Genomic DNA, 16,195 nt, shown 5'->3' on the forward strand with positions numbered 1-16,195 from the left:
GTATCGCGTTGGCCTTCCGTCGGTTCCCCCGTACCCAAGGTATCGCGTTGGCCTTCCGTCGGTTCCCCCGTACCCAAGGTATCGCGTTGGCCTTCCGTCGGTTCCCCCGTACCCAACGCACCCCGTTGGCCTTCCGTCGGTTCCGCGTACCCCAGGTATCGCGTTGGCCCGAGGCTTGAAACTTAAGGCGCAGAATTACGCTGCATGCGTTCCCTGATAGCCCGCCATAAACGCCGACCAATCGCTCTCTTTCCAGCCGAAGCTGTCATTCTTAGTCAGCTCTTTACGCAGCGACCTCAGCAAGCGCTCACAGTTGGCCTGCTGCCACTCGCCAGGCTCCCGACGCTCACATTTATCAAAATCAATCAGCCACACTTTGTTGTCGCTATCGAGCATAATGTTGTGACAATTGAGATCCGAGTGATACACACCTTTGTCATGCATGGCGCGAACCGTAGCGCCCACGCTCTGCCACAACGCGCTATCGAGCGGGCCTTGGTCGGTCATCATGCGGAAAATATCGCGGCTATTGGGAATCATTTCAATCAATAAATCAGCACGATAGATCAAACCACGACGGGCATAACGGGCAGCGCAGGGGCGCGGCACTGGCAAACCTTCGTCCGCCATCCATTGCAATAATTGAAACTCGCGCATAGCTCTAGATTTTTCCACCGACTCTAGCCAGAACTGGTCTGTGAGCACTTTGCCCACAAGGCCGCCACGGTAATAGTGGCGCAGCACCATATTGCCCTGCTCGCCTTGCACGAACCAAGCAACATTACGCCCCGTTGAGCTTCCCACGACGCGATCCTGCTCCTGCCACCAACTTGGTTGAAAATGGGGTTCATCCGGTTCCGCGATACGCGTGGGATCCCACCAGTACACGGCCGCTGCAGTTTCTTTTTTCTGTAATCCAGACATCGCAATCCTAACCTAAACTTTACATTCATGGACTAGCGTATTGTGCGGGATCCCATGGATAATTGAAACCCGCTGTTTTGGCTCCAACCGTAGGATGTATTCATGAAGATCGCCCATATAATTCTCACCTCGTCATTTGCTGGGAGTGAACGCTACGCCGTGAGCCTCGCCAATCTGCAAGCCGAGGCTGGGCATGAGGTGCATCTCATTTTACACCGACGTGCACGCCTCAACCCGGTGAACCCCATCACCCCACGCGTGGGCGAACTCGTGCATGTGCATTATGTCAGCGGTCTGCCACCCATCGCCCGTTGGCATACGCGCAAGATCCTGCGGCGTTTAAAACCCGATGTAGCACACGGACATTTAAGCAATGCCTGCAAATCACTGCACCCTATGAAGGGCGAGCTTACGCGCATTGGTTCGCTGCATATTCACTACAAAGCGCAACAGCATGCTAAGTTAGACGGCCTGATTGCCATTGCGCCATGGCAAATTCTGCATATGCCTGAGCGCATGCGTCAGCGCACCAAACACGTGGATAATTGGATTGCCCCAGTCGATATAGATCCAGAAGCCCGACGCCGAATTCGCGCCGAGATTGGAGTCGCCGACGACGAAATTCTTATTGGCACCGTTGGTCGCCTCGAACCGAGTAAAGATCAGATGAACCTAGTGCGTTCATTTCGCCGCGCCGAAATCAATGGCGCCCGCTTGGCTATTGTCGGCCATGGACGCGAAATGAGACGGTTGAAGAAAGCCGCCGCAGGCACCGTGATTTTCCCTGGGTATGTGACCAATGTGCGCGAGTGGATGTCGGCGTTCGACGTATTTGTAAACACCGCCCATAGCGAACCCTTTGGATTAGTGTTCCTTGAAGCCATGCAAATGGGGCTACCGATTTTAGCCACCCGCACCCAGGGCGCATTGCATCTATGCGAACGTCAACGCGCCGCCGGCGATCCCGAGTTTGTACAGCCTTTATTACCCATCGGCGACTCCCTCGCCCTACAGAGTGCCTTGATCCAACAAGTAAAACGTTGCAAAACCAACGGCTGCCCCCGCATCGACTACGGCATGAGCAAATACGCCCCCGAACCCAGCCTCAACGCCATCACCAACCTCTACACAACAACTACGCCCCAGGGGTGAAACGCGTGTTTTCGAGCACCTTCAACAATTACGCCCCAGGGGTGAAACGCATGTTTTCGAGCACCTTCAACAATTACGCCCCAGGGGTGAAGCGCGTGTTTGGGGCAGCCTTCGACCCTGCCCCAACAAGCCCACAAGCCGTATAGCTGCAGCGTTTCAACAATTACGCCCCAGGGGTGAAACGCGTGTTTTCGAGCACCTCCAATTGTTTTGCCCCTGGGGCGGAATTCGTGTTTTCGCGAAACTACAATTGTTTTACCCCTGGGGCGGAATTCATGTTTTGGGCGGTGCGAGATGTAGCGAGCCCTGATATACTCGCTCGATAACCGCTCGCAAATCTGCAAGAGAGGAAAAAATGAGCCAGCCAGTCAATATTTTATGCATTAAGTGGGGCAACAAATACGGCCCTGAGTATGTAAACAAGCTCTATTCCATGGTGAAGCGCAATCTCACCCTACCATTTCGCTTCGTGTGTCTTACCGAAGACGGCGAAGGCATCGATAAAGACATCGAAGTCAAAGATATCCCCATGGTCGGATTTAAAGATTTTGACGAGCGCGCACCTTGGTCGTTCGGTCACGGTTGGCTTAAAGTGACCAGCTTCGCAAAGCCCCTTTACGATTTGGTTGGTCCTACGTTATTCATCGATCTCGACGTCGTAATTGTCGATAACATCGATTGTTTTTTCGAGCCTGAAGGTGAATTCCGCGTGATCAAAGAATGGGATAAGCGCGACGAAACCGGCAATACCTCGGTTTACCGCTTCACCATCGGCGCACACCCGGATCTCATTGAGAAACTCAAAGAAAACAAAGATAAAGAGCTAGCGAAGGTGCGTAACGAGCAGGAATACGTCACTAGCCACCTCGCCAAGCAAGGCAAGCTCCAGTACTGGCCGCCGGGTTGGTGTGTAAGCTTTAAACGCCACTGTATGCCAAAAGGTATCAGCAGTTGGTTTAAGGCTGCGCAGATCCCTGAAGGCGCGAAAATTGTCGCATTCCACGGCAAACCAAACCCACCGGATGCTATCGCAGGTCGCAGCGGCAAGTGGTACCGCCGAGTGTTACCGGTGCAATGGGTAGAAGATAACTGGAAGTAAAGGTTACTTAGCTCGGCTCATGACGATCGCGGACTCGCGTTCGTCGCCGGGCACGACCGGTGGATAATAGCCGGGACGCCGGCCAATTTCGCTAAATCCATTGCGCTCGTACAGGCGTATCGCCGCTTCGTTATGCTCGCGCACTTCAAGAAATAACATATCTTTTTGCACGCCATTTTCATCGCTGGCGAACGCCAACAAATCATCTAACAAAAGCTGACCATACCCCTTGCGATGATGCTCAGGCGCCACCGCAATATTCATCAACATAATTTCGTCGAAAAGCACATGCGACACCGTGTAACCGACCAAACGATGATTCAGAAAAAGCCCAATAACCCGATAGCGCGGACCGAAAGAGTTGCCAAATACGTTCGCGCCCCAAGGCACGCGATGCGCGGCGCGTTCGATCGTCATCATATCTGGGCTCAGCCCGTGCAGGGGGGCAAGTATGAGGGCCATATCGGTTAGCTCCGCTGCTCGAGGGCGGGTTTCAATAAGGCCCATAAGGCTTTCTTCTCGTCGACACTCAAGGTCTCCCGAGCGTAGGCGTCACAGTTAATCTGCACCAACCTCTCCCCCGACGCACTAATCAACGATGGCTTAGAGCCAATGTAACTCGCCAAATCATTAATCCAGGGATAGCGCCCGACGGGCAATGCCTGACTAAACTCCAGCGCCCATGGGCCGAGTTTATACAGATGTGGGGTGGGTGTTTCAGTGGATTGTGTGTCGGAAGCTGCAGATTGCTTCGCTGCAGTTTCTGTGGTTTTCGGGGCTTCAGGGGCTTCAGCGGTTTTCGGGGCTTCAGCGGTTTTCGGGGCTTCAGCGGTTTTCGGGGCTTCAGCAGATGCAGGGGCTTCAGCAGATGCAGAGGTTTGCCCGTTAACTTCAGCACTCTTCTCTGCAGAAAGCTCAGATGACACCGGGCGCCCAGCCTCAGTCGTATTCCCAGTTTCAACTGTCTCACCCTCAACGGACACCGGCCCACCAGGGGCAGGTGCAACCGCATCATCCGCACGCAATGGCGCATTGAACACATGAGAATCTTCAGGCAGATCAAGAAATAGCTCAGCATCAATGCCAAGCGCCTTCAGAGCCTCACGTTGTTGAGTTGTCCACATCAGCGTTTTCCCACCGCGAACCATAATATTCGTATGGTAACGCGTAAATTAAACCGTCGCCATCGTATTGCGTTAACCAACTGTAAAGCCCAACCACAACAATTTCGCCCCAGGGGCACAACTGTTGAAAAAGGCGCCCTAGCCTCACCTAACGCACCGCGTTAGCCATTTGAAAAGAAAGAAAAAACAGAATTTTACCCCTGGGGCGCAATTGTTGAAAAAGGCGCACTTCGCGAATTCCACCCCTGGGGCGTAACTGTTTAATCTTTAGCGCGGTATTTGTCGAACCAATAAATTACATAGGCGGGTTTTGCCATATGATTCGATGGACGCGCGTGCAGCGAGTGCGACGCACCAGGGATGCGCACCATCGCGGTATCAATACCACGCAGTTGCAACGCCTGATAATACTGCTCAGTTTCCGAAATCGGGGTGCGATGGTCCGACTCACCGGTAAACAGCAAGGTCGGCGTCGTCACATTGCCCACGTAAGAAATCGGCGAATGCTTCAGATAATGCTCAGGGTCTTCCCAAGGCAATGCTGGGAACCAATACTGGGTGAAGTAGTTGTACATATCCGCGTTGAGTACGAAACTATACCAATTAATCACTGGGTTGATGGCCGCCGCCGCACGGAAACGGTCAGTATGGCCAATCGCCCACGTGGTCAGCACCCCGCCACCTGAACCGCCCGTAATAAACAGCTCGTCTTCATTAATAAAGCCGCGCGCAACCACCGCATCCACGCCATCCATCAAATCATCAAAATCGTGGCTCGGATAGTTATGATGAATCAAGTTGGCAAAATCCTCGCCATAACTCGTGGAGCCGCGCGGATTGGTATACAACACCACATAGCCTTGGGCCGCCATCAATTGCAACTCCATGGCAAAATAAGGCCCGTAAGCCGTATGCGGTCCACCGTGGATTTCCAAAATCATTGGGTATTGTTTGCTCTCATCAAAGCCCGGCGGATAAATCACCCAGCCATGAATCGGCTTCTCGTCCACCGACGAGTTATACCAGAACTCTTCAACCTGCCCGATATCACGCTTCATCAGCAGATCGCGGTTCAAACTGGTAATTCCCGTTACCGTCACAGAACGCCGCTGCTGATTCAACACCGCCAGTTCTGCTGGGCGTTGCGTGCTAGCATGAGTAAACACCAAACGACCATCGGCCAACACCGCAAAATCGCCACCCGAATACGGACGACTATAAGCTAAGCCACCCACTTCATCGGTTAGTTCACGACGATCACCGCGCAGCGGCTGATGGGCCAAAGTGCCCTTGCCTTGTGCGTCATAATAAACAAACAGGCCGCGGGAGTCCGGCGCCCATTTAAAATCGCGAATGTGCTGGTCGAGGTCTGCCGTAAGTGCACGCACATTCGAACCATCAATGTTCATCACATAAAGCCCGTGGTTTTGATGCGCCAAGCGGCGATCATCAACGCCGGCAAATGCAATCATGCGGCCATCCGGCGACACCATTGGGCTGTGGTCCGGTCCGTCGCGGTCGGTCAACTGGGTCAGGTTGCGCGATTCAATATCTAAACGGAAAATCTCCGAATTAATCGGCTGCGACTTCCAGTCTTCGTAGCGATTCGCGCTAAAAAACAATGCACTACCATCGGCAGAAAAGCTCATACTGCCGCCATGATCGAAATCGCCAGAGGTCAATTTAATCGGCGTGCCGCCTTCCGCAGGCATCATGTAAATGTGACGATAGCCGCTCGGCAAATAGCCGCGTCCATCCGCGCGATAATTCATATCTTCAATAAAAATAGGCGATTCAGCCCAGTTGGCACCATCAGGACGCCCCGGCAAAGTCACCGGATTCGCCCGCCGCTGTGGTTCAAACATCGAGAAAGCAATCCAGCTGCCATCAGGCGACCAGGTTAGATTGCCCGGGCCTTGCTGCAAATGGCTAATTTGGGCTTGGCGACCAGACTCCACCCAATACACGTGAATCTGCCCATCCGCCACATAGGCAATACGCGAGCCGTCAGGTGACCAGGTTGGCTGCGACGCGTTCTGATCTTTGGAGGTTAACGCTTGCAAGTTAGAGCCGTCCGCATTTACTGTCCACAGCGTGCTGCGACGGCGATCCTGCATACGATCCATCCAATTGCGCACAAACACAATGGTTTGACCGTTCGGCGCAGGCGCTGGATCAGATGCAAACTCCAACAGAAAAACATCATCGTATTGCAATGGACGAACATTGTTCTCTGCCAACGCCACCGCGCTCAGCGACCACAACGCCACCACTAAAAATGCTGAATGTAGAATTCTCACGTGCCTTCCCCTTCTATTGCGATACCCTGATAGTACCGCACCACACCACACCCGCAACTAAACTGCGACCAACTTGCACCCACGCACGCCCGAAAACAATTCCGCCCAACAATTCCGCCCCAGGGGTGAAACCCATGTTTTCGGCAATCTCCAAAAAAAGCCAACGCACCCACAAGCCGCATCACCGCTGAATTCCAACAATTCCGCCCCAGGGGTGAAACTCATGTTTTCGGCGCTGTTCAACAATTCCACCCCTGGGGCGGAACCTATGTTTTGACCTAAGTAAGAGGCAAAAAAAAGCCGGGGAAATATCCCCGGCCGGTTCCACAAATTAATATTCAGGACAACATTAAAAGTGGAATGAAACGCCTAAGCGCACCGCATCGGTGTTGCTATTGGTAAAGCCATAGCTCGCGTCTACTGAAAACTTCGGTGAAACAAAGTAGCGGGCGCCAATTTCAGCGCGAGTTTGATGCTCACGGTATACCCGGGCGCGCTGCAATTCCACACGTAACTCCACGTCTTCACTCGGGCGAACCGCAACACCGGTGAAATACAGGTGATCAAGGTTGCTGCCGGCTGCGTCTGTACTATACGCATTCAAAAAGCCCGCACCCGCATAAACAGATGAACGCTCGTCAACTGCAAAACGTGCGCCCAAAGAAAATTCTGATTCTTCATAGGTGGCACCGTCGCGCGATACAGACTCGTAACCGCCGCGAACAAAAACCACATCGGTGATTGAACGACTGAACTGGGCGCGCATCCCGGAGAAGGTCGCGTCTGAAGAGCTGTGCTCCATCTCGCTATAACCCGCGCTCAGGTAATTGAATGAAGGTGCAACCGACGCTTCCTCTGCATTGGCGTTTGCCGCGAATACAACAGAAGACAACAAGGCACTAGAAACTAAGCTTACTGCAAACTTTTTCATGATTTAACTTCCTTTTTATACAACAAATTCGGTGTGCTTATCCGTTTCTCAACGCGTGTTTACCATTCAAAGTTGAGGTAACGGCAAACAACGTGAGCGCACAATACCAATACCGAGAGCGCTAAACCATGGGGGATTTGTCGTAAAATTGTAACGAATTGTAAAGGACGCTCCGGGAGGGAAATTCAACCGCGATAGACAAGCCACAATACTTGACTGAAATAGTCAAGTTATGCGATGCTAACGGCATTGAACTTCAGCGCGAGAAAGGGTTATGAAACTGACATCGAAAGGTCGTTATGCGGTCACAGCGATGCTGGACGTGGCACTCCACGGACACAATTCTCCTGTGACCCTTGCCGACATATCTGAGCGTCAGGATATTTCCCTATCCTATCTCGAGCAGCTGTTTGCAAAGTTACGTCGCGCCGAACTCGTGAACAGTATTCGCGGACCCGGCGGCGGCTATTTGCTCAACCGCGACCCCTACAAGATCTCTATCGGCGAGATTATCCATGCGGTAAATGAAAGTGTGGATGTTACCCGATGCCAAGGTAAATCCAACTGCCAAAGCGGCAGCCGCTGCCTCACCCACCATCTGTGGGCGGATCTCAGCGACCGAATTTCAGACTTCCTGCATGATATCAGCCTCGGCAGCCTCACCGCCGACGCAGCCAACAAAGAAGCCCCTGAGCGCATCCCTGTCCAAAGCGCCTAGCTCACTTTCGCTCCATACTTAGCCCCAGCAAAAACAGAGTTTCGCCCCAGGGGTGAAACTGTTAAAACTCAGGCGTGACACTGCCCGCAGCGCGATTGGGGAAAATCGGAGAACGTTGAAAACATGAGTTCTGCCCCTGGGGCGAAGGTGTTTTTTTACCCCTGGGGCGGAATTGTTGAGCGGAGCGGATTAGCCGGTGGCGGCAAGTTCGCGGATTTTGCCAACGATGGCGCGCAGGCCGTTGCCGCGTGTCGGAGAAATATGGCGCTCTAAATCGAGCTCTTTGAAGAATCCATCGATATCGAACTGGAGGATTTCAGCGGGTGACTTCTCATTGTATGCCGACATCACCAACGCCAATAATCCGCGTACAATTACGGCATCGCTATCCACTTGGAATGTCATCACGTCGCCCTGATGCGACGGCAATAACCACACATCACTCTGGCAACCTTTCACTTTAAGCTCATCCGCGCGGGCATCTTCCGGCAGCTTCGGCAACGCTTTACCTAAATCAATAATGTACTGATAACGCGATTCCCAATCTCCGAGAAACTCGAGATCATCAACAATTTCAGAGGGTTCAGGTAATTTCATCTGCAAGTTCCTAGCGTTAACAGCGCTTAAACACGGGTTCCACCCCTGGGGCAAAACTCTGTTTTTCCAACGCGGTGCGTTGGGTACTATGTTCGGGTATGAGTTTCACCCCTGGGGCGAAACTCTGTTTTGCTTTCACCCCTGGGGCATAACTCTGTTTTGCATTCACCCCTGGGGCGGAATTGTTAAAAAAACAGGCCGGCTTCGAGTTGGGCTTCTTCGCTCATGCGGTCGCGAGACCACGGCGGGTCGAACACCAAATTCACTTTCACCGACTCCACGTGCGGCACCATGCCCACGCGGTATTCCACATCCCCCACCAGAACGGGGCCCATGCCACATGCAGGTGCGGTCAACGTCATATCGATCAGCACGTTATTGCCCTCGATAAGCACCTTGTAAATCAGCCCTAACGATACCAAATTAATTGGAATTTCAGGATCATACACACTTTCCAACGCTTCCCACACCTGCTTCTCGTCGATCTTGCCATCGGCAGGTGACTCGAAGGTGAGTACCGTCGGTTTACGACCCAGAGCATCCGCGTCAGTGCCGTCGATGCGATACATATTGCCGCGCCACGTAATGGTGTAGTTGCCGCCAAGGTCCTGAGTGATATTCACGAACTCGCCCGCAGGCAGCGTGAGCGGATCGCCCGAGGGAACCCTGCGCGCCTTCACTTCGCGAGATAAGGAAACAATTTTCTGCATGCAGTTACGATTTCACACTGAAGCTTTCACCGCAGCCACAGGCCTCGGCGATGTTTGGATTGTTGAATTTCAGCACGCCGTTGATGCCTTCCTTCACGTAGTCAATTTCGGTGTCGCGCAACATGGGAATAGCGTTGCGAGCAACCGCGACCGTGAGTTTGTCACTTACGCGAATCACTTCGTCGCCAGCTTCTGGCGCCTCGGCGAAGTCCACCACGTAGGCATAGCCAGTGCAGCCGCTTTCGCGGGTTGCGAAACGGATAATTTGCTGCGAATCACCCAGCTTTTGCTCGAAATGACGCGCTGCGCTTGGCGTTACGGTAATTACGCTTGCTGCGGGAACAAAGGTTTCTACAGCCATTGCTTACTCCAAAATTGTTGAAACATTGAATTCCACCCCTGGGGCGGAACTCTGTTTTTACCAACGCGGTGCGTTGGCTACTGCGTTCGAATGTCGATTCCACCCCTGGGGCGGAACTCTGTTTTGAATTCCACCCCTGGGGCGGAATTGTTAAACCAGCATGTCGCGGGCTTTAGCGAGAGCGGTGAACAGAGCGTCGACCTCGTCTAGTGTATTGTACACCGAGAACGATGCCCGTGCTGTACCCGGCAGGCCAAGACGCTTCATCAACGGTTGCGCACAATGGTCGCCGGTGCGAATCGCCACACCCTGCTTGTCCAAAATAAAGCCAATATCCGCTGGATGCGTACCTTCGATAACAAAACTAAACACCCCAATTTTTTCCGGGGCAGCACCCACTAATCGCAGGCCTTTAAACTCCGAACCGAGCGCCACTGCACGATCTAACAGTGCTTTTTCATGAGCTTGCACATCGGCGACGTCCAACGTTTGGAACCATTCAATCGCCGCGGCTAAACCCACCGCCCCAGAAATATGCGGCGTGCCCGCTTCCAATCGATGCGGCAATGCGCCCCAGGTTGCGTCTTGATAACTCACTTCCGCGATCATCTCGCCGCCAGTGAGCCACACAGGCCATTCCGCTAACAACGCACGACGGCCCCACAACACACCAACCCCAGTTGGGCCGAACATCTTGTGCCCGGAAAACGCGTAAAAATCGCAGTCTAAATCTGCCACCTTCACGCCGCCATGGGCCACACCCTGAGCGCCATCAATCAACACCAGCGCTCGCGGCGAGCGTGCACGCACCTCTTTAATTAGGCTACGAACTGGGTTCACAGTTCCCAAGGCATTCGACACCTGCGGCATCGCCACAAAGGCCGTTTTCTCACTCAGCATGGTTACAAATGCATCGGCATCCAACGCGCCATTGGCCAAAATAGGCACCACGAGCAAGCGCGCGCCAGCTGCTTTACAGGCCTGCTGCCAGGTTACCAGGTTCGCGTGGTGCTCCATTTCCGTGACCAGCACCTCGTCGCCCGCTTGCAGGCGCTGAGCCATGCCTTTCGACACAATATTAATACTTTCTGTGGTGCCGCTGGTCCAAATCACTTCTTCACGACTGGCCGCACCGATAAAGCCTGCCACTACGTCCCGCGCATGTTCATAACGGCGCGTCGACTCGTCCGACAGCGCATGCGCCCCACGATGCACATTCGAATTGCACTCGGTATAGAAACTCACCAAGGCATCAATCATCGCCTGCGGCTTCTGGGTTGTTGCGGCATTATCAAGGTAAACCAACGGCTTACCATTCACTTCTCGGCTTAAAATCGGAAACTGGGCACGAATCGCCTGAACATCAAGAGCCATTGCGCACGTCCATCAGCATAAAGCGATCCCGCAACTGCGGCTCGAGCCATTTGGCCAAGGCTTTATTTGGCATTTGCGCCACCAATTCTTGGATAAAGCCAAAGTTCAACATCACTAGAGCCTGCTCGCGTTTGATACCGCGCGATAGCATATAATAGAGTGCTTTATCGTCGATTTCCGCAACCGTGGCACCATGGGCACACTGCACGTCGTCGGCATAAATCTCCAGCTCAGGCTTGGTACTAATAGTGCCGCCGCGCGACAACAATAAATTGCGATTATTCAGCTCCGCCAGAGTTTTCTGGGCATCGCGATGAATATGAATGCGGCCATTAAACACGGCGCGAGCGCGGTCACCAATAATGCCACGGGCATTTTCTTCAGTGGTGCCATTAGGCACAGCGTGTTCAATATTGGTATGTAAATCAAAGTGTTCCCGCGGCGCTAACAAATACACCGCGTTTAATTTCGCGTTTGCATGTTGCCCCGCGTGAATCACATCGTAATCCAAGCGGCTCAACTGACTGCCATAGCCCACCAAGGTGCTGTTCAAGCGCGCTTCCGTGCCCAAACTAAAGTGCGCCCCACCAATATGAATGGCATCGCCACCGTGCAAGGCAAAGCGGTAATGTTCCAACCGCGCCTTCGCGCCCAAGGCGTACTCGGCAAACGCTGTATTTACGCTAGCACCAGATCCAGCGCCATGCTCAATCACGCTCACTGAAGCTTCGTCGCCAATACGCACGAGCACCCGATGATGCGTTTCAGAACCGGCGCTGACAAAATTCAGAATACGTAGTGGCTGTGAGATTTTGGCGCCCGCGGCTACATCGATTACCAAGCCGTCGGTGGCAAGCACGTCGTTGACCAAACCAAATAAATGCGTGCGCGGCTTCACGGTACCGAACACCTCGGTGGCCGCAGCTTGCATGGCAGAGTCAGTTAGACCACCCACGCTCACGCCTTTCGGCAACTTGGGCATGTCGCCTTGGAGCTTACCGTTCACAAATACAAAATCGAGAGAGTCGACACCGTCGATCTCAGGCACCGCAGGCACATCCTGCGACAATGCCGGTAACGTCATATCTTCCAGCGGATGCAACGACGTATAACGCCACGCTTCGGTGCGTCGGGTCGGCCACTGCTGCTGCTTAAGCTCAGCTAATGCGTTCTGGCGCAGAGAGGCCAGTTCGTCTTTTTGCGCATTGGCGACCGCATCGGCACGGTCGATGACCTGTGCTAACCAATCACTCATGCGCCAGCCTCCTCAGGCTTACCCAACCAAGCATAACCTGTTGATTCCACTTCTTTTGCTAGCTCAGGACCACCGCTTTTCACGATCTTACCGTCCGCCAAAATATGCACATAATCAGGCTCGATAAAATCAAGCAAACGCTGATAATGGGTCACCACAATAAAGCTGCGCTTGCCGTCGCGCTGGCTATTCACGCCATCCGCAACCACTTTCAACGCATCGATATCCAAGCCCGAATCAGACTCGTCAAGAATCACCAACTTTGGCTTAAGCAGAATCAACTGCATAATTTCGTTACGTTTTTTCTCACCGCCTGAGAAACCTTCGTTCACGCCGCGCTTTAAGAAATCCAGCGGCAAATTCACCTGTTTGCAGGCTTCTTTAGCAATCTTCAAAAACTCAGCCGCAGTAAGTGCTTCCTCACCGCGCGCCTTACGAATAGCGTTCACCGACTCTTTCATAAATTCCATATTGCTTACGCCAGGAATTTCTACCGGATACTGAAACGCCAAAAACAGACCCTGCTGGGCGCGTTCTTCAATATCCATTTCCATCAAGTCTTCGCCGTTCATTTCAATGCTGCCGCTCACGAGCTCATAGCCATCGCGTCCCGACATCACATAACCAAGCGTACTTTTACCTGCGCCATTGGGGCCCATAATCGCGTGTACTTCACCTGGCTTCACCGTTAGGTTTAGACCTTTCAAGATGATTTTGTCTTCCACACGCGCATGCAAATCTTTAATGGTTAACATCATTTACCCCACTGAACCTTCAAGACTGATTTCCAGAAGTTTGCCGGCCTCGACCGCGAACTCCATCGGTAATTCTTTAAATACTTCCTTACAGAAGCCGTTCACGATCATCGACACGGCCTTCTCTGCATCCAACCCACGCTGCTTACACAGGAACATTTGGTCGTCACTCACCTTCGAGGTGGTGGCCTCATGTTCAACAATCGCCGACGGGTTCGAGCTTTCAATGTACGGGAAGGTATGCGCCGCACACTTATCGCCAATCAATAACGAATCACATTCGGTATGGTTACGCGCGCCGTCGGCACCCGGGCCCATTTTCACCAAACCGCGGTAGGCATTACTCGAGTTGCCTGCGGAAATACCCTTGGAGACGATAGTGGACTTGGTGTTTTTACCCAAGTGAATCATCTTGGTGCCGGTGTCCGCTTGCTGACGTCCGCGCGTTAAGGCAACGGAGTAGAACTCACCCACCGAGTTGTCGCCTTTGAGGATACAGCTCGGGTACTTCCACGTAATCGCAGAGCCGGTTTCCACCTGGGTCCACGAAATCTTCGAATTCTTGTGCGCAATACCGCGCTTGGTCACGAAGTTGTAGATACCGCCCTTGCCGTTCTCATCGCCCGGATACCAGTTCTGCACCGTGCTGTACTTAATTTCCGCGTCGTCGAGGGCAACCAATTCCACCACCGCCGCATGCAACTGATTCTCATCGCGCTGCGGCGCTGTGCACCCTTCCAGATAGCTCACATGGCTACCTTCATCGGCAATAATTAGGGTACGCTCGAATTGACCAGTGTTCAGCTCGTTAATGCGGAAATAAGTGGATAGTTCCATCGGACAACGTACCCCTTTCGGGATATACACGAACGAACCGTCGGTAAACACCGCACAGTTGAGTGCCGCAAAAAAGTTATCGCTACGCGGAACCACAGAGCCAAGATATTTCTTCACCAGCTCGGGATATTTTTGGATTGCTTCGGAAATCGGACAGAAAATCACGCCCGCTTCTTCCAGCTTGGCACGGAAGGTAGTGACCACCGATACCGAGTCGAATACCGCATCGACCGCGACACCCGCCAGCATCTTCTGCTCGTGCAAAGGAATGCCCAATTTCTCATAAGTGCGAATCAGCTCAGGATCCACCTCATCAAGAGATTTCGGCTTATCTTTCATACTCTTAGGAGCGGAGTAATAGGAGATTGATTGATAGTCAATGCGCTCGTAGCCCAAGTGAGCCCAGTCTGGCTCTTTCATTTTTAGCCACGACCGAAACGCCTGCAGACGCCATTCAAGCATCCACTCAGGTTCATTTTTCATTTCGGAAATGCGACGGATGACATCCTCATCCAACCCGGGTGGGAAGGTATCAGACTCAATCTCGGAGACGAAACCAGCGTCGTACTTCCGCGCTATCGCCTTCTCGATTTGCTCACTCATGCCAAAAACCTCATCGTCAGCTGACTCTAAATTTGGCCTGCATTATACCATTTCCCGACTATTTTACTCAAGTAATACCGCCCCCTCTTTTCAACAGTTACGCCCCAGGGGTGAAGTTCCAGTTCTCTGCTCTTTTCAACAGTTACGCCCCAGGGGTGAAGTTCCAATTCTCCGCTCTTTTCAACAGTTACGCCCCAGGGGTGGAAATCCAGTTCTCCGCTCTTTTCAACAGTTACGCCCCAGGGGTGGAATTCCAGTTCTCCGCTCTTTTCAACAGTTACGCCCCAGGGGTGTAAATCCGCTTTTTCTCTAACTCCGCGACCACCAGAACAAAGCGCCAGCCCGCGCTACACCTGTGGTTAAACAGTTGTGCCCCTGGGGTGGAACCCGTGTTTTAGGCTATCTCCGTGAGTTGTGCCCCTGGGGTGGAATTCGTGTTTTAGGCTATCTCCGTGAGTTCTGCCCCTGGGGTGGAACCCGTGTTTTAGCCGACCTCCGTGCGTTCTGCCCCTGGGGTGGAAGTGTTGATTTTGCAAAAATTCATCAAACGCTCACACTTTTTTACAATTTCCGGCAGAATTAGCGCCTACACTGATTTGAGTGAACCATTTGCGTTCCGTAACGGGGAGAATTCGCAATGAAAACGAGAGTAAAACATTGGCTTCAAGCGACGGGAGTCGCAGCTTTTATCCTAACAAGCGCAGCGTTCGTAGCGCCTGGAAACGCCCATGCGCAAGCCTTTGAAAGGGATTGGAAAGTGTCTGTACATACCGGTCGAGCGAGCTTAGACCGCTTCACAACAGGCAGTGGCACGTGGGATTCAATTACTGACGACAGCGGCACCATCTACGGTGGCTCACTCTCGTATTTCCTCCACCCCAATCTCAGCGTGCGCGGCACCTACGAGCGCGGTAGCGATTTTCGCACCATCAACAGCTGCCCAGATAACGGCACATGTCCGGCAATCGCCATTACAGAGCGCGGCGATGTGCAACACTTCGCAGCCGCACTAGTTCCAGAAGTATCGCTCACCGAAAAAGTCGATTTGTTTGGCAGTATTGGTTTAGGCACCACACGCAAAAGTGCGGGGCCAACGCTAGATAATTACAGCGACAACGGATTAGTCTACGGCGCAGGTATCGGTTACCGACTCGACCGTCGATTCTACGTATCGGGCGAATATCAGCGCTCAAGTTCTGATTACGACGTCTTCCGCGTCGCATTCAGCATCCGCTTCTAATTTTCGTTCCTTTAAACAGAGTTTCGCCCCTGGGGTGGAACTCTGTTTTTTTGTTATCTCCGCGAATTGTACCCCCGCGAATTGTACCCCTGGGGCGAAACCCTGTTTTCTCCCTCACTCCATGAAACCAATCTATTGCGTTAAGCCCAAGTACTGAGGGGCTTTCAACAACTTCGCCCCTGGGGCAGAACTCGTGTTTCCAGCGATCTCCGCGA

The 16,195-nt window shown here is 52.9% G+C and carries 16 protein-coding genes; 4 read left to right on the forward strand and 12 right to left on the reverse strand.

What is annotated here, in order from left to right:
• Positions 1-195 precede the first annotated feature (195 nt).
• Complete coding sequence (locus FM042_RS04780) at positions 196-924, reverse strand: 3-deoxy-D-manno-octulosonic acid kinase (protein WP_143234837.1); 729 nt, start codon at positions 922-924, stop codon at positions 196-198.
• Positions 925-1,026: 102 nt separating this feature from the next.
• Here FM042_RS04780 and FM042_RS04785 point away from each other — a divergent pair, with 102 nt between their 5' ends.
• Both FM042_RS04785 and FM042_RS04790 read left to right on the forward strand, forming a co-directional pair.
• A complete protein-coding gene (locus tag FM042_RS04785; RefSeq protein ID WP_143234840.1) occupies positions 1,027-2,076 on the forward strand; it encodes a glycosyltransferase in 1,050 nt (349 codons plus the stop codon).
• 355 nt (positions 2,077-2,431) lie between these two features.
• Positions 2,432-3,175 carry a glycosyltransferase gene (locus FM042_RS04790; protein ID WP_143234843.1) on the forward strand — a complete coding sequence of 248 codons (744 nt, stop codon included), beginning with the start codon at positions 2,432-2,434 and terminating at the stop codon, positions 3,173-3,175.
• Between the two features lie 3 nt (positions 3,176-3,178).
• On the opposite strand, the gene rimI is transcribed toward FM042_RS04790, so the two are convergent.
• From rimI to FM042_RS04810, 4 genes are all read right to left on the reverse strand, one after another.
• Complete coding sequence (rimI, locus tag FM042_RS04795; protein ID WP_185960703.1) at positions 3,179-3,637, reverse strand: ribosomal protein S18-alanine N-acetyltransferase; 459 nt, start codon at positions 3,635-3,637, stop codon at positions 3,179-3,181.
• Between the two features lie 5 nt (positions 3,638-3,642).
• Positions 3,643-4,299 (reverse strand): hypothetical protein, encoded by a 657-nt coding sequence (locus FM042_RS04800; protein ID WP_185960704.1) that lies wholly within the window; start codon positions 4,297-4,299, stop codon positions 3,643-3,645.
• 260 nt (positions 4,300-4,559) lie between these two features.
• A complete protein-coding gene (locus FM042_RS04805) occupies positions 4,560-6,599 on the reverse strand; it encodes a S9 family peptidase (protein ID WP_143234850.1) in 2,040 nt (679 codons plus the stop codon).
• A 349-nt stretch (positions 6,600-6,948) separates the two neighbouring features.
• Entirely contained in the window at positions 6,949-7,530 is a 582-nt protein-coding gene (locus tag FM042_RS04810) for a hypothetical protein (RefSeq protein ID WP_143234852.1), read from the reverse strand.
• A gap of 274 nt (positions 7,531-7,804) precedes the next feature.
• On the opposite strand from FM042_RS04810, the gene iscR reads away from it, so the two are divergent.
• On the forward strand, positions 7,805-8,248 hold the full coding sequence (gene iscR, locus FM042_RS04815; protein ID WP_143234854.1) for a Fe-S cluster assembly transcriptional regulator IscR: 444 nt from the start codon (positions 7,805-7,807) through the stop codon (positions 8,246-8,248).
• Positions 8,249-8,437: 189 nt separating this feature from the next.
• On the opposite strand, the gene FM042_RS04820 is transcribed toward iscR, so the two are convergent.
• The 7 genes from FM042_RS04820 to sufB form a co-directional block, all read right to left on the reverse strand.
• Entirely contained in the window at positions 8,438-8,845 is a 408-nt protein-coding gene (locus FM042_RS04820) for a SufE family protein (protein ID WP_143234856.1), read from the reverse strand.
• 185 nt (positions 8,846-9,030) lie between these two features.
• The gene (gene sufT / locus FM042_RS04825) at positions 9,031-9,555 is read right to left on the reverse strand and encodes a putative Fe-S cluster assembly protein SufT (RefSeq protein WP_143234858.1); all 525 of its coding nucleotides are present in this window, start codon (positions 9,553-9,555) and stop codon (positions 9,031-9,033) included.
• 4 nt (positions 9,556-9,559) lie between these two features.
• The gene (locus FM042_RS04830; RefSeq protein WP_143234861.1) at positions 9,560-9,916 is read right to left on the reverse strand and encodes a HesB/IscA family protein; all 357 of its coding nucleotides are present in this window, start codon (positions 9,914-9,916) and stop codon (positions 9,560-9,562) included.
• Positions 9,917-10,066: 150 nt separating this feature from the next.
• Complete coding sequence (locus FM042_RS04835; protein WP_143234863.1) at positions 10,067-11,290, reverse strand: aminotransferase class V-fold PLP-dependent enzyme; 1,224 nt, start codon at positions 11,288-11,290, stop codon at positions 10,067-10,069.
• On the reverse strand, positions 11,280-12,545 hold the full coding sequence (gene sufD / locus FM042_RS04840) for a Fe-S cluster assembly protein SufD (protein ID WP_143234865.1): 1,266 nt from the start codon (positions 12,543-12,545) through the stop codon (positions 11,280-11,282). The genes FM042_RS04835 and sufD overlap by 11 nt, the downstream gene beginning before the upstream one ends.
• A complete protein-coding gene (gene sufC / locus FM042_RS04845) occupies positions 12,542-13,300 on the reverse strand; it encodes a Fe-S cluster assembly ATPase SufC (protein WP_143235614.1) in 759 nt (252 codons plus the stop codon). The genes sufD and sufC overlap by 4 nt, the downstream gene beginning before the upstream one ends.
• 3 nt (positions 13,301-13,303) lie before the next feature.
• Positions 13,304-14,740 carry a Fe-S cluster assembly protein SufB gene (gene sufB, locus FM042_RS04850; protein ID WP_143234867.1) on the reverse strand — a complete coding sequence of 479 codons (1,437 nt, stop codon included), beginning with the start codon at positions 14,738-14,740 and terminating at the stop codon, positions 13,304-13,306.
• Positions 14,741-15,377: 637 nt separating this feature from the next.
• Here sufB and FM042_RS04855 point away from each other — a divergent pair.
• Positions 15,378-15,980 carry an outer membrane beta-barrel protein gene (locus FM042_RS04855; protein WP_143234869.1) on the forward strand — a complete coding sequence of 201 codons (603 nt, stop codon included), beginning with the start codon at positions 15,378-15,380 and terminating at the stop codon, positions 15,978-15,980.
• Positions 15,981-16,195: the final 215 nt, after the last annotated feature.

The organism is Aliidiomarina halalkaliphila, assembly GCF_007096385.1.
GTDB classification, from domain to species: domain Bacteria; phylum Pseudomonadota; class Gammaproteobacteria; order Enterobacterales; family Alteromonadaceae; genus Aliidiomarina; species Aliidiomarina halalkaliphila.